Annotated in this window: 17 protein-coding genes and 4 tRNA genes; 4 read left to right on the top strand and 17 right to left on the bottom strand. The window is 68.7% G+C overall.

The genetic code is table 11. From position 1 onward, the window contains the following. Window positions 1-23: 23 nt before the first annotated feature. From VER16_RS12580 to VER16_RS12570, 3 genes are all read right to left on the bottom strand, one after another. Window positions 24-99: transfer RNA gene (locus VER16_RS12580), tRNA-Gly, on the bottom strand. A 106-nt stretch (window positions 100-205) separates the two neighbouring features. After that, on the bottom strand, window positions 206-1312 hold the full coding sequence (locus tag VER16_RS12575; protein ID WP_324808627.1) for an NAD(P)/FAD-dependent oxidoreductase: 1107 nt from the start codon (window positions 1310-1312) through the stop codon (window positions 206-208). A 137-nt stretch (window positions 1313-1449) separates the two neighbouring features. Next, window positions 1450-1525, bottom strand: a tRNA-Gly gene (locus tag VER16_RS12570). 30 nt (window positions 1526-1555) lie between these two features. Here VER16_RS12570 and VER16_RS19460 point away from each other — a divergent pair. Further along, window positions 1556-1924, top strand: a complete 369-nt coding sequence (locus VER16_RS19460) for a DUF7710 domain-containing protein (RefSeq protein ID WP_422664271.1) — start codon at window positions 1556-1558, stop codon at window positions 1922-1924. 258 nt (window positions 1925-2182) lie between these two features. Here VER16_RS19460 and pgsA read toward each other — a convergent pair whose 3' ends face one another. The 12 genes from pgsA to VER16_RS12510 form a co-directional block, all read right to left on the bottom strand. Then, the gene (pgsA, locus tag VER16_RS12565) at window positions 2183-2809 is read right to left on the bottom strand and encodes a CDP-diacylglycerol--glycerol-3-phosphate 3-phosphatidyltransferase (RefSeq protein ID WP_324808625.1); all 627 of its coding nucleotides are present in this window, start codon (window positions 2807-2809) and stop codon (window positions 2183-2185) included. A 17-nt stretch (window positions 2810-2826) separates the two neighbouring features. Further along, entirely contained in the window at window positions 2827-4671 is a 1845-nt protein-coding gene (gene uvrC, locus VER16_RS12560; protein ID WP_108764687.1) for an excinuclease ABC subunit UvrC, read from the bottom strand. Then, window positions 4668-6080, bottom strand: a complete 1413-nt coding sequence (locus VER16_RS12555) for a hypothetical protein (protein ID WP_324808622.1) — start codon at window positions 6078-6080, stop codon at window positions 4668-4670. The genes uvrC and VER16_RS12555 overlap by 4 nt, the downstream gene beginning before the upstream one ends. Further along, the gene (locus tag VER16_RS12550) at window positions 6077-6565 is read right to left on the bottom strand and encodes a low molecular weight protein-tyrosine-phosphatase (RefSeq protein WP_324808620.1); all 489 of its coding nucleotides are present in this window, start codon (window positions 6563-6565) and stop codon (window positions 6077-6079) included. Before VER16_RS12550 ends, VER16_RS12555 begins: the two co-directional genes overlap by 4 nt. Next, complete coding sequence (kdsB, locus tag VER16_RS12545) at window positions 6562-7335, bottom strand: 3-deoxy-manno-octulosonate cytidylyltransferase (protein WP_324808618.1); 774 nt, start codon at window positions 7333-7335, stop codon at window positions 6562-6564. The genes VER16_RS12550 and kdsB overlap by 4 nt, the downstream gene beginning before the upstream one ends. 75 nt (window positions 7336-7410) lie before the next feature. Continuing rightward, complete coding sequence (lpxK, locus tag VER16_RS12540) at window positions 7411-8430, bottom strand: tetraacyldisaccharide 4'-kinase (protein WP_324808616.1); 1020 nt, start codon at window positions 8428-8430, stop codon at window positions 7411-7413. After that, on the bottom strand, window positions 8430-10178 hold the full coding sequence (gene msbA, locus VER16_RS12535; protein ID WP_324808614.1) for a lipid A export permease/ATP-binding protein MsbA: 1749 nt from the start codon (window positions 10176-10178) through the stop codon (window positions 8430-8432). Before msbA ends, lpxK begins: the two co-directional genes overlap by 1 nt. Next, window positions 10175-10597 (bottom strand): biopolymer transporter ExbD, encoded by a 423-nt coding sequence (locus VER16_RS12530; protein ID WP_324808612.1) that lies wholly within the window; start codon window positions 10595-10597, stop codon window positions 10175-10177. Before VER16_RS12530 ends, msbA begins: the two co-directional genes overlap by 4 nt. A 3-nt stretch (window positions 10598-10600) precedes the next feature. Next, a complete protein-coding gene (locus VER16_RS12525; RefSeq protein WP_324808610.1) occupies window positions 10601-11263 on the bottom strand; it encodes a MotA/TolQ/ExbB proton channel family protein in 663 nt (220 codons plus the stop codon). A gap of 3 nt (window positions 11264-11266) precedes the next feature. Then, on the bottom strand, window positions 11267-13654 hold the full coding sequence (locus tag VER16_RS12520) for a DNA internalization-related competence protein ComEC/Rec2 (RefSeq protein ID WP_324808766.1): 2388 nt from the start codon (window positions 13652-13654) through the stop codon (window positions 11267-11269). Between the two features lie 68 nt (window positions 13655-13722). Next, window positions 13723-15066, bottom strand: a complete 1344-nt coding sequence (locus VER16_RS12515; RefSeq protein ID WP_324808609.1) for a HAMP domain-containing sensor histidine kinase — start codon at window positions 15064-15066, stop codon at window positions 13723-13725. Between the two features lies 1 nt (window position 15067). Then, window positions 15068-15739 (bottom strand): response regulator transcription factor, encoded by a 672-nt coding sequence (locus tag VER16_RS12510; RefSeq protein WP_324808607.1) that lies wholly within the window; start codon window positions 15737-15739, stop codon window positions 15068-15070. A gap of 143 nt (window positions 15740-15882) precedes the next feature. Between VER16_RS12510 and VER16_RS12505 the strand changes: the two genes are divergently transcribed. The 3 genes from VER16_RS12505 (at window position 15883) to VER16_RS12495 (ending at window position 17421) form a co-directional block, all read left to right on the top strand. Next, a complete protein-coding gene (locus VER16_RS12505) occupies window positions 15883-16650 on the top strand; it encodes a MipA/OmpV family protein (protein ID WP_324808605.1) in 768 nt (255 codons plus the stop codon). Between the two features lie 32 nt (window positions 16651-16682). Further along, the gene (locus tag VER16_RS12500) at window positions 16683-16970 is read left to right on the top strand and encodes a hypothetical protein (protein ID WP_324808603.1); all 288 of its coding nucleotides are present in this window, start codon (window positions 16683-16685) and stop codon (window positions 16968-16970) included. 184 nt (window positions 16971-17154) lie between these two features. Next, window positions 17155-17421, top strand: a complete 267-nt coding sequence (locus VER16_RS12495) for a hypothetical protein (protein WP_324808601.1) — start codon at window positions 17155-17157, stop codon at window positions 17419-17421. A 192-nt stretch (window positions 17422-17613) separates the two neighbouring features. Here the strand turns inward: VER16_RS12495 and VER16_RS12490 are convergent. Both VER16_RS12490 and VER16_RS12485 read right to left on the bottom strand, forming a co-directional pair. Continuing rightward, window positions 17614-17688, bottom strand: a tRNA-Val gene (locus VER16_RS12490). Window positions 17689-17787: 99 nt separating this feature from the next. Further along, window positions 17788-17862, bottom strand: a tRNA-Val gene (locus tag VER16_RS12485). Between the last annotated feature and the right edge of the window lie 42 nt (window positions 17863-17904).

Below are 17904 nucleotides of genomic sequence, written 5' to 3'. Positions count from 1 at the left end.
TTCCGGGAGCGTTTTTCCTGATCTGGAGCGGGAAACGAGACTCGAACTCGCGACCTCAACCTTGGCAAGGTTGCGCTCTACCAACTGAGCTATTCCCGCAGATTCCGTTCGAGCTGCGTCGAAGGAGCGCTATTGTGTCGGTATTGCTGCACGGCGTCAACCGGATTTTCCGGGGGATCTGCGGGGCGTTGTTCAGCTTGATCGATCAGGCCCGCACCCCACGCTGATGGAAATAGATCTGCTCGGCCACGCGGCGCGTTGCCGCTGTGCGCAGCAGGGCGTTGAGCGGCCAATCCTGCTGCAGGTGATCCATCGCCCAGCGCAGCAGGCGCTTGCGACGGAAGGTCGGCGCCACCCGCCGGGCCACCTGCTCGGCTGCAGGCCCTTTGCCGCGCAGATGCAGGCCGATGGCATCACCCACTGCCCAGCCGTGCCGCCAGGAGGAGTGGATGCCACCAGCCGACAGTGGCGAGACGATGCCGGCCGCATCCCCGGTCAGGACCAGGCGGTGGCCGGTGATCGGGCCATCCGGCAGGCCGCAGGGCACCCGCCCGGCGCGGGTGGACGATGGCTGCAAGGACGGTGCGATGCCGACGATGTCGCGCACGTGCTCGATGAAGCCATCGATGTCCGGCACCCGCGCCTGCATCGGATCATGGCGCAGGGCGAGCCCGATCTGCGCGCCCGTGGGATTCTGCGCGACCCAGCCGATGTAGCCCGGTGCGTAGCGCTTGCTGACGAAGCAGTGCAGCGCATCCCCCCGTGGCAACTGCAGGCCATCGAATTCGCGCTCGACGCCATAGAGGTTGTCGCGCACCTGGCCCAGGCCGGTACGCCGGGCGACGCGTGATCGCGCGCCATCAGCACCGACCAGATAGGCGCACCGCCCTGCCCCTTCCACCTGCCAGCCATCGCCATCGGCCTCCGCATTGCTGAAGGACTGCTGCAGGCGCAGATCCACGCCGCTGGCACGCAGTTCGTCGGCCAGCCAGCGCATCAGGTTCGGGGTGTCGGTGGTGAGGAAGTAGTACCCGGGCGCGGCCAGCTGCACGCTGCGCAGGTTCGGCGCGTACAGCCGCACGCGGGCGACACGCTCGACCAGATGCTCTGGCATGCGCTCCAGCCAGGTCTGCTCCATCGCTTCCTTCACCACGATGCCGGTGGTGTGCAGGCGCTCGCCGGGATCGGACTTGCGCTCCAATACGCAGACGCGCAGACCGTACTGCGCAGCGGCCAACGCGCAGGCCGCACCAGCGAAACTTGCGCCGACGATGACCAGATCGTGGTCGTAGGCAGAGGACATGTGGGGCATCGCAGCATCACCGGTTGGAACGGTGTTGCAGCTTCGCCGGCGTGCGTGGCGGTGCGATGGGGTGGCGGTGAAGTGGGGATGAAGCGGAGTCGCACACAACGAAAAACGCTCCCTTGCGGGAGCGCTTTTCTTGAATCTGGAGCGGGAAACGAGACTCGAACTCGCGACCTCAACCTTGGCAAGGTTGCGCTCTACCAACTGAGCTATTCCCGCTTGGGAGGCGAAATTCTACCTGTTCTGGGAATGGCGTCAAGCGGTTTTTTCGGGGGGCTTCGCGAAGCGACCGACATGTTGTATCCATGCCGGTGTACATCCAGCCGAGGCGCGAACATCAACACCGAACCCACTGAGATCTGGGTCTTCCACGGCGCAGGCGCGCGCTTCGCCGGGGGCGTCTTCGGCAATCGTGAGGCCGGCTTGTCATGGGCGGCCAAGCACGCGCTGACAGGTGTGCTCACCTGCTATCCGTTGAATGAAGGCGCGTACGACTGGGCGCTCCGATCAGGCGCCTTTGCACCCAAGCGCCCAGAGCATCGCGAAGCGCATTTCATTGGCGGTTTTACATCCGCATCAATGGACCATGTGCACGTCGAAGACGGGATACCCAAGTAGATCCACGCCATGCGTGGATGGCAGCAACCGTGGGGTCAGAGCCCTTTCCTGCGGAAAGGGATCCGACCCCGGGGCGGGATACCCCAGTAGATCCACGCCATGCGTGGATGGCAGCAACCGCGGGGTCAGAGCCCTTTCCTGCGGAAAGGGATCCGACCCCGGAGCGGGATACCCCAGTAGATCCACGCCATGCGTGGATGGGGGCCAGCCGTGGGGTCGGAGCCCTTTCCTGTGGAAAGGGATCCGACCCCGGACTCATCAGTTGCCCAGCTTCTTCTGCCGCGAACGCTCGCGCGCCGCGCGCTCGTCTTCGCGCAGGCTTGGCCAGGCGGCGTGCAGGTACTGCAGGCCCGACCACAGGGTCAGCACGGCGGCAATGGCCAGGGTCCAGTCGCCGATATGGAACACCGGCGGGCCCATCCAGATGTCGCTGACCGGCACGCTCGGCGCCACCGAATACAGCAGGCACAACAGCGCGACCATCTGTGCCGTGGTCTTGACCTTGCCGATCATCGCCACGCGCACCTTGGCGCGCTGGCCAAGTTCGGCCATCCACTCGCGCAGCGCCGACACCGCGATCTCCCGGCCGACGATCACCGCCGCCCAGAACGCCATCCACGGCGTCGGGTGGCCCTGCACGATCAGGAACAGCGCCACGGCCACCATCAGCTTGTCCGCCACCGGATCGAGGAACGCGCCGAACGCCGATTCCAGCTTGTACCGACGTGCGATCCAGCCATCGAGCCAGTCGGTGATCGCAGCCAGGCCGAAGATCGCTGCGGACGCGAAATTGGTCCAGGTGTAGGGCAGGTAGAACACCAGCACCAGCACCGGGATCATCACGATCCGCAACAACGTCAGCCAGGTGGGCAGGGTCAACTTCATGCGGCTTGCTTCTCTCTCTACTCGGCCGGGTCAGGCGTGGCCAACCCGTGCAGGTTAGCGTAGATGCGTGCAGCGAGGGCGTCATTGATGCCCTCGACCTTGGCGATCTCGGCCTCACCGGCGGCTTTCAGGCCTACCAGGCCACCAAAATGCTTGAGCAGGCTGGCACGCCGGCGCGGGCCGATACCAGGGATGTCTTCCAGCTTGCTGGTCATCCGGGCCTTCTGGCGGCGCCCGCGGTGGCCGGTGATGGCGAATCGGTGCGCCTCGTCGCGTACCTGCTGGATGAACTGCAGCGCCGGATTGGCCGCGCCCGGGCGCAGCTCGCGGCCATCGGGCATCACCAGCGCTTCGTGGCCTGCACGGCGCTCCACGCCCTTGGCCACACCCACCAGCAGCACGCCCTCCACGCCCAGGTCGGCCAGGGCGGCCTGCGCCTGCGCCAGCTGGCCGGCACCACCGTCGATGAGCAGCACGTCGGGCAGCACGCCCTGCTCTTCCACCGCACGCCGGAAACGGCGGTCAATGGCCTGGTGCATGGCGGCGTAGTCATCACCGGGCTCGATGCCGCTGATGTTGAAACGGCGGTACTGCGCGCGTACCGGCCCGGCGGCATCGAACACCACGCACGACGCCACGGTGGCCTCGCCCATGGTGTGGCTGATGTCGAAGCATTCCACCCGCTTGACCGGCTCGGCCAGGCCCAGCATTTCGCGCAGGGCTTCGCTGCGCGCGTGCTGCGCGTTGCGGCTGTTGAGTTCGGTCGCCAGGGTCAGCTGGGCGTTGCGGCTGGCCAGTTCCAGGTAGCCGGCGCGCTCGCCACGCACGTTCCACTTCAGCTGTACCTTGCGCTCGGCCGAGGCCGAAAGCGCGGCCACCAGCAGGTCGGCATCGGGAATCTGCCGGTCCAGCAGGATCTCGCGCGGCGGTTCGAATTCGATGTAGTACTGCGACACGAACGCGGCCAGCACCTCTTCCGGGCTGTCCTCGCCATTGGTGCGCGGGAAGAACGGGCGGGTGCCAAGGTTGCGCCCGTCACGGAAGGCCAGCAGCAGCACGCAGGCCTGCGAGCCCTGCATGGCCACGGCCAGCACGTCCAGGTCGGCAGCGCGGCCATCGACGTACTGGCGGGTCTGCATGCTGCGCAGCGAGGCGATGAGGTCGCGCAGGCGCGCGGCCTGCTCGAACTCCAGGGCTTCGCTGGCGCCCTGCATCTGCTCGCCCAGCTCGCGGGTCAGCTCGTCGCTCTTGCCTTCCAGGAACAGCGTGGCGCGGCGCACCGATTCGGCGTACTCGGGGGCAGGCACCAGATCCACGCAGGGCGCGCTGCAGCGGCCGATCTGGTACTGCAGGCAGGGCCGCGAACGGTTGCGGAACACGCTGTCCTCGCAGCTGCGCAGCTTGAACAGCTTGTGCATGAGGTTCAGCGTCTCGCGTACCGCAGTGACACCCGGGTACGGCCCGAAGTAGCGGCCGGGAATGGCGCGCGGGCCACGGTGCAGCGCGATGCGCGGCCAGTCCTCGCGGGTCAGCAGTACATGCGGGTAGGTCTTGTCGTCGCGCAGGGATACGTTGTAACGCGGCGACAGTGATTTGATCAGCTGGTTTTCAAGCAGCAGCGCTTCGCCTTCCGAACGCGTGACGGTCACGTCCATGCGCGCGATCTGCGACAGCATCGACATGATGCGCGCATTCTTCGGGCTGCCGTTGAAATAGCTGCCGACGCGATTGCGCAGCGCACGTGCCTTGCCCACGTACAACAGGGTGTCGTCGGCCGCGTACATGCGGTAGACGCCGGGTGCGGTGCTCAACTGGGCCGCGAAGGCCTTGCCGTCGAAGGCCGGTGCGGTGACGTCGGTCATTCGCTGATCGGCACTTCGCTGAGCACGCCACTGTCGGGGTCGAAACGCAGCACGGCGTGTGCGTCGGTCTCGGCGATCCACACCGCACCGGCGCCCACGGTCAGGCCGGCCGGACCATGCAGGCGGCGCGGCAGCGGCTGGGTGACTAGGTCACCGCCGCCCAGGCGCAGGGTGCGCAGCCGGCCATTGCCGGTGTCGGCGATCCACAGCTCCGGCGCGTCCGGGCTGAGCGCGATGGCCTGCGGGAACTGCAGGCTGGCCTGCGCGCGCGGGCCGTCGTCTTCGCCGAAGCGCCACGCGCCCTGCCCGACCAGGGTCTGCACCAGGTCGCCGCGCAACTGCACCGCGCGGATGGAAGAGCCCAGGGCGTCGGCCACGTACAGCACCTGCTGCACCACCGCCAGCCCGGTGGGCTGGGCGAAGGCGGCCATGTGGCCACTGCCGTCGCGCTCGTCGATGGCACCGCTGCCGGCGCGCCATTGCAGGCTGCGCAGGCCGAGGTGGAAGCTCCACAGGCGGTTGTCGCCGGCCATGGCGATATGCAGCTGGTTGTCGGCGATGGCCAGGCCGACCGGGTGGTCCAGTGCCACCTGCCGCGGCTGCGCCACCGGGCCTTCGACCGGCGTACCGGGGCGGCCGTTGCCGCACAGGGTGTCGACCTGGCCGGTGGACAGGTTGATGCGGCGCACTGCGTGATTGCCGGTGTCGGCCACGTACAGCGACTCGCGCTCCAGCACCAGCCCCTGCGGGCGGTGGAAGGCGGCCTCGGCCAGGTTGCCGTCCATGAAGTCGGCAGTGCCCAGCCCGAACTGGCGCAGCACACGCCCGCCGTGGCTGCACTCGAGGATGCGATGGCGGCCACTGTCGGCGATGTACAGACGATCACGATTGACCGCCAGGCCCGACGGGAAGCGCAGCGTGTGCGGCAGTTCGGGATGCAGTTCGCTGCCACCGCGCGGCGGTGCCGGTGGCGCGCCCTCGCACAGCTCGTTCAGGGCGCGCTCCAGCTCGCCCGGCGCGCCCAGCCCCACCAGTCGCTGCTGCTCGCGGCCCTGCGCATCGAGCAGGATGACCGTTGGCCACGCCGTCACACCGAAGCGGCGCCAGCCATCCCAGTCACCGTCGAGCAGCACCGGCATCGACAGCCCCTGGCGGCGCAGCAGTTTCAGCGCAGCAGCGGCATCACGTTCGAAATCGAAGCGCGGCACATGCAGCACCAGGGGCTGCAGGCGGCCGGGGTTGCGCGAGAGCCATTGGCCGAACTCGGCCATGCGCTGCATGCTCCAGGCCGATGCAGCGTTGACGAACAGCAGTGCGACGGGGCGGCCACGCAGTTCGGTCAAGGTGCAGGGGGCGGCATTGAGCCAGGTGGCAAACTCGGGCAGGTCCTGGACGGGCTGTGCGTTCATGGCCTGATTATGCCGGAGTCGGCGTCATGCAACAGTCGTGCCACGGTACGTTCTGCAGCCTGGTCGACCATCGCCCAGACGTGTTCGAAGTGGTCCTGCCCGCCGGTATAGGGATCGGGGATGGCCCGGGCGCCCTGCCCGCCCGACCAGGGCAGGTACAGCGCCAGGCGCTCGCGCCGGGCAGGCGTGGCCAACCGTGCGGCGTCGCGCAGGTTGGCCTCGTCGGCGCAGAGGATCCAGTCGAAACGGTTGAAATCCGCCGCCTGCAACTGGCGTGCACGCAGGTCGCCGATGCCCACGCCATGGCGGGCGGCACAGGCAATGGCGCGGCGGTCAGGCGCTTCGCCCACGTGCCAGTCGCCGGTACCGGCCGAATCCACCTGCACCCGGTCGGCCAGCGGCGAGGCCTGCAGCCGCGCACGCAGCGCGCCCTCGGCCATCGGCGAGCGGCAGATGTTGCCCAGGCAGACCACCAGCAGGTTCATCGCGCGGCCATGGACTGCAGCAGGGCTTCGGCACGGGCCAGGTCTTCGGGCGTGTCGATGCCCGGCGGGAAGGCTTCGGGCGAGATCGCCACGCTGATCGGGAAACCCGCTTCCAGCACGCGCAGCTGTTCCAGCGCCTCGACCTGCTCCAGCTGGCCCGCAGGCATCGCTGCGAACTGCTGCAGGAAGCCGGCGCGATAGCCGTAGATGCCGATATGGCGCAGCCAGCGGTGCCCTTCCGGCAACACATCGCGGCTGCGCGCGAAGCCATCGCGATGCCACGCGATCGGCGCACGGCTGAAGTACATCGCCTCGTTGCGTACGTTGCGCACCAGCTTGACCACGTTCGGGTCGAACAGGGTGTGGGCATCCTCGACGGTCGTGGCCAAGGTCGACATCGGCGCATCGCCCTCGACCAGCGCCTGCGCCACGGCACGGATGCCGGCAGCCGGGGCGAACGGCTCATCGCCCTGCAGATTGACGACCACCGTTTCGTCGCACCAGCCTGCGATGCGCGCGCACTCGGCCAGGCGGTCGGTACCGGAAGCATGCTCGACTGCGGTCATGGCGACCTTCACCTCGCCCAGGCCGTCCAGCGCATCGGCGATGCGCGTGTCATCGGTGGCGACCCAGACCTCACGGGCACCGGCCTGCAATGCACGGCGTGCCACGTGCAGCACCAGCGGCTCACCGCCCAGCAGGCGGAGCGGCTTGCCCGGCAGCCGGGAGGCGGCATAGCGGGCCGGAATGGCGACAACGAATTCGGTCATGCGGGCGGTACTCGGCAGGCGCGATACAACGGGAATGCGGCCGGCGGCAGGCGTTTGCAAGCGCCGCGCGGCCGCTCAGTTCGGGCGCAGCTTGTCCAGGCGGTCGGTCAGGGCCACCCAGAAGGCGGCAGGAAGCTCAGCGCGCAGTGGCACCGCGTAATGCCAGTCGTTGCCGAAGGCGCGGCATTTCACCGCATCCTTTTCGGTCATCAGCACCGGCAGCTGGCTGCCGAAGGACAGGTCCTGCGGCTGGTAGACCTGGTGGTCGGCGAAGGCATGCGGCACCACGCCGATGCGACGTGCCCGCAGCATGTCGAAGAAGCGCTGTGGGTGGGCGATGCCGGCCACGGCATGCACGCGCTGGCCCGCGAAATACGCCAGCGGACGCGGCCGGCCACCGGCCAGCGGCTGCGCGCTGTCGATATGCAGGGCCATCGGCCACTGGCCGAAGCCGCAGGCCTGGGCAGCGGCCGTCTCGTCGGCCTGGCCAAGGTTGACCACACGGAAATCGCATTCCTCGGCACGGCTGACCGGCTCGCGCAACGGCCCGGCAGGAATCATCCGGCCGTTGCCGTAGCGGCGCTGCGCATCAACGACTTCAATCTCGATGTCGCGCTGCAGGCGGTAATGCTGCAGGCCGTCGTCGCAGACAATGACATCGCAACCGGCCGCGATCAGTGCCTTGCCGGCGGCCACGCGGTCGCTGTCCACGCGCACCGGCACGCCGGTCTTCCACGCGATCAGGACCGGTTCGTCACCGCCGAGTGCCGTCGGCGTATCGGCCTCAACCCAGCGCGCCTTGTCCGCCTCTTCGCGACCATAGCCGCGGCTGGCCACGCCCGGCTTCCAGCCGGCCGCGCGCAGGCGCTCGACCAGCGCGATGGTCAGCGGCGTCTTGCCGGTACCACCGGCGGTGATGTTGCCGACCACGATGACCGGCACCGGCAGCGCATGCCGCTTGAACCAGCCCTTGCGGTACAGCCGCCGGCGCAGCGCGGCCACGCCGGCATAGACCGGGGCCAGCAGCCGCATCGCAAATGGAACCGGGCTGCCGTCGTACCAGTACGGCGGGGTCTGCGTACCCTTGCCTGCCATCAGTCCTGCCTTTCGCGGAACTGCATGCTGTGCAGGTGCTGGTACAGGCCGCCCATTTCCAGCAGCTCCTTGTGGGTGCCACGCTCGACGATGCGGCCATGGTCCATCACCAGCACCTGGTCGGCGTGTTCGATGGTGGACAGCCGGTGCGCGATCACCAGGGTGGTGCGCTCGGGCATCAGGCGCTGCAGTGCGTCCTGCACCAGGCGTTCGGATTCGTTGTCCAGCGCAGCGGTGGCTTCGTCCAGGATCAGGATCGGCGCATCGCGCAGGATCGCACGGGCAATCGCCAGGCGCTGGCGCTGGCCGCCAGACAGCAGCGCGCCGTTCTCGCCCACCGGAGTCTGCAGCTGCTGCGGCATGCGCGCGATGAATTCCCAGGCGTTGGCCGCTTCGGCCGCCGCACGGATCTGCTCCTCGGTTGCTTCCATGCCATAGGCGATGTTGGCGGCAATGGTGTCGTCGAACAGCATCACCTTCTGCCCGACCATGGCCACCTGGCGGCGCAGATCGGCCAACGCGTAATCGTCCAGCGCCACGCCATCGAGGGTGATGACACCGCCGCTGGGCTCGTAGAAGCGCGGTACCAGGCGGATCAGGCTGGTCTTGCCGCTGCCGGAGCGGCCGACGATGGCGGTGACGGTGCCGGGCTTGGCAACGAAGGTGATGTCATCCAGGGCGATGCCGCTGTCGGCGCGATAGCGCAGCATGACGTGTTCGAAGGCCAGCTCGCCCCGGGCGCGCTGCAGCGGCGTACGCCCTGCGTCGCGCTCGACCGGCATGTCGATGATGCCGAACAGGCGCTCGGCGGCCGCCACGCCGCGCGAAATCGAGGTCTGCACGCTGGTCAGGCGTCGCAGCGAGGGAATGATGGCCATCATCGAGGTCATCAGGCCCATGAACTGGCCGGCATTGAGCTTGCCAGCCAGCGCTTCGCGGGTGGACACCCAGACGATGACCGCCAGCGCCAGCGCCGCCAGGAACTGGACCACGCTGGAGGCGGCCGCGCGGGTCACTTCCACCTTCATGTTCAGCGCCAGCATGCGGTTGGCCAGCCGCGAGTAGCGGCTGATCTCGTGCTGCTGGGTGCCGTGCACCTTCACTTCCTGCTGCGCGGCCAGGGACTGCTCGGCGGTCTGCGCCATGGTGCCCATGCCGTCCTGGATGCCGCGGCTGATGCGCCGGTAGCGCTTGCCGACGTAGGACACGATGGCGCCGATCAGCGGCACCACCAGCAGCATGGCCAGGGTCACCTTGACGCTCATCTGCAGCATCACCACCAGCATGGCGATGATGGTCAGGGTGTCTGCCACCATGGTCTTCAGCGCATCGGCGCTGGCCTGGGTGACCTGCTCGGTGTCGAAGTTCAGGCGGCTGACCATCACCGGCGTGGCTTCGGTATCGAAGTGCGAGGACGGCAGGTGCAGGTACTTGTCCAGCACCTGCTCACGCAGGTCACGGACCACGCTGCGGCCGGTCTTTGCCAGCGTGTAATCGCTGACCCAGGTCGCCAGGCTGCGCATCAGGAACAGGCCAAGGATGGTCAGCGGCAGCACGACGGCAGCGCGCGGCTGCGGGTCGACAAAGCCCTCGTTGACCAGCGGCTCCATCAGCTTGGTGAAGTGGTACCCGGCCAGGGCCTCGACCACCATCGCGATGACGGCGGCCACCATGAACACCCAGTAAGCCCGGGTATAGCCAAGCAGGCGTTTGTAGATCGGCCACACCGGCGCGTGATTGGAACTCATGGACGCACCTCTGGCGCTGTTGCAATGGCGATACGGCGGAAGCCGAGCTGGCCCAGCGCGTCCTGCGCGGTGACCACGGCCTGGTAGGGGGTGCGCGCGTCGGCGCGCAGCAGCACCGTCTGCTGGCGGTCACTACCGGCCACTGCAGCGATGGTCTGCTTGACCGATTCGACGTCGGTACGCAGCACTTCCTGGTCGTTGACGAAGTAGCGGCCGTCGGCGTTGATCAGCACGCTGAGCGAACGCGGCGGCTCGTTGGTCTGCTGGTCGCTGGCGGTGGGCAGCTGCACCTGCAGGGTCGAGCGCGCGTCGAACGTGGTGGTGACCACGAAGAAGATGATCAGCACCAGGATGACGTCGATCAGCGGCACCAGATCGATATGCGGCTCATCCTGGGATCGGTCGTTGCCGATGCGCATCGATCAGGCCTTGGCCGTGGCAGGTGCGGCGGCGCGCGGGGCCACTGCGGGGTTCATCACCCCCGGACGACCGTCCAGCGTGTCCAGCAGGGCGCTGGCTTCCTGTTCCATCTCCACCACGTAGCCGTGGATGCGGCCCTTGAAGAAACGGTGGAACATCAGCGCCGGGATGGCCACGATCATGCCGGTGGCGGTGCACACCAGCGCCTTGCCGATGCCGCCGGCCAGCTGGTTCACATCGCCCACGCCGTGGTCGAGGATGCCCAGGAACATCTGGATCATGCCGATGACCGTGCCGAGCAGGCCCAGCAGCGGGCCGGCCGAGGCGATGGTGCCCAGCGCGTTGAGGAAACGCTCCATGCGATGGACCAGGTGGCGGCCGGTGTCTTCGATGCGCTCGCGGATCTGGTCACGCGGGCGGTTGCGTGCGTCCAGCGCAGCGGCCAGCAGCGCGCCCAGCGGCGAGTTCGCCCGCAGGGTCTGCAGGTGGGCCGGGTCGAGCTTGCCGCGGGCAGCCCAGTTGCGCACTTCCTGGCCGAGGCCGGGCGGCAGCACCTCATTGCGCCGCAGGGACCAGAAACGCTCCAGGACGATCGCCAAAGCCAGTACGCCCAACAGCAGCAGCGGCACCATCGGCCAGCCACCGGCCTTGACCAGTTCCCACACGTTTCAACCCTCCGGCCCATCGGCCGCTTGTTCGATCGGCGATAGGATAGCAGCCGACCGCGCCCGCTCAGCGGCATCCCACCACCGGGCCGCGTGGATGCGCTGTTCACGCACCTGCAGCCCTTGTGCGCCAAGCCATACGCGGATCGCGCCGGACTCGGCCGTGGCCAGTACTTCGGCGCCTGCCGCCTGCCAGCGCTGCACCACGTCACGTTTCGGGTGGCCGAAGCGGTTCTGGTGGCCGGCTGAGACCACGGCCAGCCGGGGTGCCACGGCGGCGACCCAGGCCACCGTCGAGCTGCCGCCACTGCCGTGGTGCGGCACCAGCACCACATCGGCGCGCAGGGCCCCGGCAGCGGACCGCAGCAGCGCTTGTTCGGCCTGGCGACCGATGTCGCCCGGCAGCAGCACCACCCCATGCGCGCCGGCCACGCGCAGCACGCAGCTGGCCTCGTTGTCACCCTGACGGCCACCGGCCGGCGGATGCAGCACCTGGAAATCCACCCCGTCCCACTGCCAGCGCATTCCCCGCACGCACGGCCGCATGCCCGGAATCTGGCTGCCCGGTGGGGCCAGCACCTGCAGGCCCGGCAGTGCCTGCCGCAGCGCCGGCAACGCCCCGGCATGGTCCAGATGGTCGTGGCTGAGCAGCAGCTGCTCCGGTGGCGCGTGACCCAGCGCGCGCACGGCGGGCAGCAGGACGCGCTCGCGGCCCGAACCGGGTGGCGGGCCCGCGTCGTACCAGAGGGCATGCGTGGCGGTGTGCAGCAGCACTGCAGCGCCCTGCCCTACGTCGTGCACCAGCAGTTCCACCTCGCCCGGCCGTGGCCCTGGCCGGGCCGGCCATAACAGCGGCAGGCACAGCAGCGCGCCGGCCAGGCCGCCTCCGGCGCCGCGCGGCAGCAGCCACCAGAACACGCCGGCCAGCGCTGCTGGCAACGCCCAGCCCGGCGCCTGCGGCAGCCACCACATCGCCTGCGGGTGCCGGGCCAGCGGCTGCAGCAGCCCCCAGCTGAGATCGAACACCCACGCTGCCGCACGCCACGGCCACGCCCCTGCGCCTTCGTACAGGGCCTGCATGGCGGTGCCGAGCAGGGCCAACGGCACCACCAGCAGGCTCCACCACGGAATGACCGGCAGGTTGATCAACGGCCCCAGCCATGACGTACCGCCAAACAACACCGCCGCCAAGGGCAGCAGCGCCACGCTGGCCACGCCCTGCCCGGCCAGTGCCATGCGCAGCGCGCCTGCGATACCCGCCGGTGGCCGTTGCGGCAGGCACCACAGCAGCCAAAGCACACCGCCGAAGCTGAGCCAGAACCCTGCCGACAGCACTGACAGCGGCGCGGGCAACAGCATCACTGCCGCCGCCAGGGCCAGTGCCTGCGACGTACCCAACGGTCGTCGGCTGGCACGCGCTACAGCCACCGCCGCGATCATCAGTGCCGTGCGTACCGTGGGCAGCTCGCTGCCGGCCAGCAGCGTGTAGCCGGCAGCGGCCACGGCAGCGGCGCAGGCCGCCGCCTGCGGGCGTGGCCACCGATGCGCCAGCGTCGGCCACAGCCACCACAGGCCCGCGCACAGCAGGGCCGCACAGCCGGCAACCAGACCTACATGGAAACCGGAGATCGCGATCAGATGGGTCAGGCCCAGTGCGCGCAGCTGCTCCCAATCGGCGTCACTCAAGCCACGGGTGTCCCCCAGCGCCAGTGCCTGGACAAAGCGTGCGGTGGGACGGTCCACCTGCGTGGCGATGGCGGCACTGCACCGCTCGCGCCAGGCGGCCAGCCCGTGTGCGCCGCGCAGCTGCCGCGCACGGCCAGGCTCACGCACGCTGGCGCTGCCCGCCAGCCCCTGCAGGAGGGCATGCCGCTCTGCATCGAATCCACCTGGGTTGATACGCGAGCGCGGCGGACGCACGCGCAGCGACAGTTCCCAGTGGGCCCCGGCGCGCAATGTGCCGCGCAGACGGTCGGGGCTGCGGGAATGCCGCGGCTCATGCCAGCTGACCTGCAGGCGGCGTCCCTGCAACGCGGGCCAGGCGTTCGCCTCCTCCACGTCAAACAGGAAACGGCTGTGGTCCTCGCGCCACAGCGGCAGATCGACAACCCGGCCGCGTACCCGCACGTCCTGCGCGGCCGCACCCGGCGGCAGCTGCTGCTGCAGGGCCAGGTGGCCATGGCACCCCGCCCAGGCCAGGCCAAACAGGGCAGCAGCCACCGCGCGCCCGCGCCACGGCCAGGCCCAGCCGACCAGAGCAGACAGCGCCAGGCTGATGCACACCGCGCGCGGCACCAGCACTGGCAGCAGCACGCAGGCCAGCGCCCCCAGCACCAGACCGGCGGCACAGGCAGCACCCAGCAGAGGGACAGGTCCGGCAGGAAAGCGCATCGGCGCAGCGTCGCCGCGCAGTGACACCGCTGCCTATCAGGCAAGCACGCACAGGGCTGTGGGCGCTCTCAGCGGCGAGGCGTACCGCGCTGGAAATTGATCCGGAAGCTGGCGCCACCGCCCAGCGCTTCGGCCACGCTGACGCTGCCGCCGTGGTGCTGCACGATTTCCTTCACCAGGTGCAGCCCCAGGCCGCTGCCACTGCCAGCGGCACGCAGGCGATGGAAAGGCTCGAAGATGGCCTCGCGATCGCCCACCGGCACGCCCGCGCCCTGGTCGCTGATTTCCAGCAGGCCCTGCGCATCCAGGCGCACGCAGATGGTGCCGCGGCCACCGCCATGGACGATGGCGTTGTGCACCAGATTGGCCATCACCCGCCCCAGCGCCAGGCCATCGCCCTGGATCCACACCGGTGCGTCCGGCGCATCCACTTCGAAGCCGTAGCCGGCCCCCACCACCAGCGGAGCCAGCTCCGCAGCCGATTCGCGCACCACATGGGCAAGATCGACCTGCTGCAATGTGCTGATGTTGCGGTCCAGGCGCTGCAGGTCGAGCAGGTGCTCGGCCACGTTGCCCAGCCGCGCGATGTCAGTCAGCAGCTGCGATTTCAGCTCGCCCTGCGGCAGCTGCGACAGCCGGGCCTGCACTACCGCGATCGGCACGCGCAGCTCATGTGCGGCATCGGCCAGGAACTTGTCGCGTGCCGCGTAACCCTGCTGCACCTTGTCGATGGCATCGTTGAACGCACCCACCAGCGGTGCGACTTCGGTGGAGACCAGCTGCTCGTCCAGGCGCGCGCCCGGCTGGCCGATATCCAGCGCCCGGGCCTGCTGGGCCAGCCTGCGCACGCCACGCATGGCACGGTGGATGACGGTGGGCATGACCAGCAGGGTGACTACGATCAGCGGCAGGAAGAACCAGAAGCCGATCAGGCGCAGCACCATCAGCGCACCATCCACCAGCCCACCCTTGGGCGCGCCACCGGCCATCACCGTGATGCGGCGGCCATCTTCATTGCGCACCATCACCCGTGCCACATCCAGGTACGGTGGCACCAGCGAGCCCACTTCGGTGGCCCCAAGCGCCGGCAGGCGCGCCAGCAGCGGCGCATGGATGGCCGGCACCCTGCCACGTTCCAGCCAGATGCCGCGGTCATCGACGGCCACGAACCACAGGTTGCCGCCCTCACGGGTGTTCAATGCCTGCCAGCGCGGTTCATCCAGCACCAGGTGCGCGCCCTGGCCGTGCACGGCCCTGGCAATGTCCTCGGCCGTGAACATGTCCATGCCCCAGGACTCTTTGTCGCCCCAGGTGAGGATCAGTGCTACCACGGCGAACAACACGGTGAAGGCCTGTGCCAGGAACAGGCGCCAAGCCAGGCCGAGGGTGATCGAACGGATCTGCCGCGCCATGTCAGGCCTCCGCCAACAGGTAGCCGACGCCGCGGATGACGTGGATCTCCACGCTCGCACCCGCCTGCTGCAACGCCTTGCGCAGCTTGGAGATGTGCGCATCCAGTGCATTGGACTGGATCTCATCGTCAAAGCCATACACCGCCGCCTCCAGTGCGCTGCGGGTGACGGTGCGTCCCTGCCGCATCGCCAGCGCCTGCAGCACCAGCACCTGCCGGCGCGGGAGCGCCAGCGGCTGGCCGTCGACCTGCGCCTGCAGCGATTCGAAATCAAACTCGAAGTTGCCCAGCCGCAGGCTCGGAGTGACCATCGCCGACGGCCGTCGCGACACCGCGCGAATGCGCGCCATCAGTTCTTCGATCGCCACCGGCTTGACCAGGTAGTCGTCGGCGCCGACATCGAGTCCCTCCACCTTGTCCGACAACGTGCCCTTGGCGGTCAGCATGATCACCGCGATGTTCGGCCGCAGCGCACGCGCGGTGGCAACGAAACCGGCGCCATCGCCATCGGGCAGCTGGCGGTCGAGCAGCAGCAGCTGGTGCACCGGTTCGCGCAGTGCCAGCGCGGCTTCGGCCAGGCTGCCGACCACATCGGCAACCACGCCCTGACGCTCCAGCCCGGACTGCAGGGCCCGCGAGAGATCGGGATCGTCTTCCACCAGGAGGATGCGCATCGTGGGCTCGGCTACCGGAAACGCTGCCGATGATAGTGCCTGCGGGGCACCGATGAGGCCTTCGCGCGGACATTGCCAGGGCGCAATGTTCCGACAATGTTGCACCTTCACGATGCAACGCGGTTTCCTGAAAAGCGCCCTCGATGCTCCCGTTGCCCTCTGCCCTGCTGCGCCCCCTGCTGTGCACCGTCGTTCTCTCCACGCCGTTGCTGGCCAGGGCCCAGGAACAGGCACCGGGCGTGCAGGCCGGCATCACCGTCGGCGCCACTACCGGCGCGTACGCGCACTACGACGACAAGCCGCTGGTGGTGCCGGCCCTGGCATGGCAGGGCAAGCGCTTTTTCGCCAGCCCCGGCTCGCTGGGCATGCACCTGTACAAGCAGGAAGGCCTGCGCGTTTCGGCCGTGGTCACGCCGTACACGCTGCGCTTCAAGACCGATGACGTGAACGATCCGCAGCTGCGCCGCCTGCACAGCCGGCAGATGTCAGCCATGGCCGGCGTCAGCGCCGAATACAGCGCCGACTGGGGTGCCCTGTCGGCCAGCATCAAGCGTGAGGTCAGCGGCCACGGTGGCGGCCTCGAATCCAGCCTGTATTACAGCTATCCGATCCAGGCCGGGCGCTTCACCTGGGTGCCGCGCGTGGGTGTGGTGCACAGCAGTGCACGCCTGCTCGACTACTACTACGGCATCAGCGACGAGGAGGCCGTGCGCTCGGGCCTGGCCGCCTATTCGCCGGGCAGCGCCACCTCGCCAGGCCTGCAGATCGCGGTCAGCACACCACTGGGCACGAAGTGGCGGGCCACCGGCGTGGTCGCCAGCCAGTGGTTTGGCGATGCGGTCAAGGACAGCCCGATGGCCCGCCGCGGCGCGCAGAACTCTGCCTTCATTTCCCTGATGCGCGCGTTCTGATCGCGCGCCCCGCAACGGACAAGGACACCCCCATGGCCTCCGTCTCCTTCCCCACCGATGCGCAGGCCATCCTGCGCGCGCCCGATCTGGACAGTGCCGAGCAGGCCTATCTTGGCCTGATGCCGGACCAGGCTCACATCGACGCGCTGGTGCGCCGCGCACTGGGCCTGTCGCGCGTTGCCGATGCCGCCCGCGGCTATGCCTTGTCGATGACCCTGGTCGGCCTGCGGCTGCAGGAACTGGAGATGGACGAGCCCTGTGCCACGGCGCATCGGCAGACGACGCTGCGCAATCTGCGCCAGGTGTACACCGCCGTCTGACCGCCCGGATGTGGTCGGCAGGCGTCCGTCTGCCAGCGCGGACGCGCGTGGATCAGCCCGCCAGCGCCCGGATTCATCCCTGCTGCCTGCCCTTGGCACGCGCAATTCCCCGCTTCGTCGCATGGCGGTTCCGGTTGGCCGGGGCCGATGACACGCTGGGCTCCCTTCTCCGGAGCACCGCGCCATGCCGATGCTTGCCCTGCTGCTGTTGCACGCGGTCCTGTCCAGCGTCGGCAGCGGCGGCGTGGATGCAGGCCATGCGCTCCCCTCCGGGCTTGCCCCGGCCAGCCACGAGGACCTCTGCCTGCAGCTGCACCTGCGCCAGGACAGCATGCTGCGCTGGGAGCGCGGCGAGGGCGGGCGCTCACATGTGCTGGGCGTCGTGCACCTGGTCGATGGCCGCTGGCAGCTGCGTCACCGCTTCAACATCGGCGCATCGGCCGCGCACTGATCGCCAGCCGCGATTCTTCCTCGCCGGCACGTCTGGTGACAGCATGGTGCCCTGTCGAAAGGATGCCATGGGCCCGGTGCGGATGTGCCGCATGATCCAGTTCTGAGCGCCGGAAGCCAGGCAACAAAAAAGCCGACCCATCGGGCCGGCTTTCCTGTTTCCACCGCTGCACCGGCAATGCCGGGAGCCAGGTGGTGGGCGGTACAGGGTTCGAACCTGTGACCCCTACCATGTCAAGGTAGTGCTCTACCGCTGAGCTAACCGCCCATCTTGTTCGTGCCGCCCGAAAGCTGGCTTTGTTACGTAAAAACCCGGCGCCAGGGCCGGGCTTTTCAGGTCACGAGCGCCCCTTCAGAAGGAACGTCGTGGTGGGCGGTACAGGGTTCGAACCTGTGACCCCTACCATGTCAAGGTAGTGCTCTACCGCTGAGCTAACCGCCCGTTTTGCCTCTGCATTTCCGCGATTGCGTCGGTGCAGGCCGC

Source organism: Stenotrophomonas sp. (genome assembly GCF_035634915.1).
Classification (GTDB): domain Bacteria; phylum Pseudomonadota; class Gammaproteobacteria; order Xanthomonadales; family Xanthomonadaceae; genus Stenotrophomonas.
This window is presented reverse-complemented; position numbering and strand designations above follow the sequence as displayed.

Coding starts and splice junctions, on each gene's coding strand:
- VER16_RS12575 (WP_324808627.1), bottom strand. CDS start 1,312: ATGCCCCACATGTCCTCTGCCTACGACCACGATCTGGTCATCGTCGGC.
- VER16_RS19460 (WP_422664271.1), top strand. CDS start 1,556: ATGGCGTCAAGCGGTTTTTTCGGGGGGCTTCGCGAAGCGACCGACATG.
- pgsA (WP_324808625.1), bottom strand. CDS start 2,809: ATGAAGTTGACCCTGCCCACCTGGCTGACGTTGTTGCGGATCGTGATG.
- uvrC (WP_108764687.1), bottom strand. CDS start 4,671: ATGACCGACGTCACCGCACCGGCCTTCGACGGCAAGGCCTTCGCGGCC.
- VER16_RS12555 (WP_324808622.1), bottom strand. CDS start 6,080: ATGAACGCACAGCCCGTCCAGGACCTGCCCGAGTTTGCCACCTGGCTC.
- VER16_RS12550 (WP_324808620.1), bottom strand. CDS start 6,565: ATGAACCTGCTGGTGGTCTGCCTGGGCAACATCTGCCGCTCGCCGATG.
- kdsB (WP_324808618.1), bottom strand. CDS start 7,335: ATGACCGAATTCGTTGTCGCCATTCCGGCCCGCTATGCCGCCTCCCGG.
- lpxK (WP_324808616.1), bottom strand. CDS start 8,430: ATGGCAGGCAAGGGTACGCAGACCCCGCCGTACTGGTACGACGGCAGC.
- msbA (WP_324808614.1), bottom strand. CDS start 10,178: ATGAGTTCCAATCACGCGCCGGTGTGGCCGATCTACAAACGCCTGCTT.
- VER16_RS12530 (WP_324808612.1), bottom strand. CDS start 10,597: ATGCGCATCGGCAACGACCGATCCCAGGATGAGCCGCATATCGATCTG.
- VER16_RS12520 (WP_324808766.1), bottom strand. CDS start 13,654: ATGCGCTTTCCTGCCGGACCTGTCCCTCTGCTGGGTGCTGCCTGTGCC.
- VER16_RS12515 (WP_324808609.1), bottom strand. CDS start 15,066: ATGGCGCGGCAGATCCGTTCGATCACCCTCGGCCTGGCTTGGCGCCTG.
- VER16_RS12510 (WP_324808607.1), bottom strand. CDS start 15,739: ATGCGCATCCTCCTGGTGGAAGACGATCCCGATCTCTCGCGGGCCCTG.
- VER16_RS12505 (WP_324808605.1), top strand. CDS start 15,883: ATGCTCCCGTTGCCCTCTGCCCTGCTGCGCCCCCTGCTGTGCACCGTC.
- VER16_RS12500 (WP_324808603.1), top strand. CDS start 16,683: ATGGCCTCCGTCTCCTTCCCCACCGATGCGCAGGCCATCCTGCGCGCG.
- VER16_RS12495 (WP_324808601.1), top strand. CDS start 17,155: ATGCCGATGCTTGCCCTGCTGCTGTTGCACGCGGTCCTGTCCAGCGTC.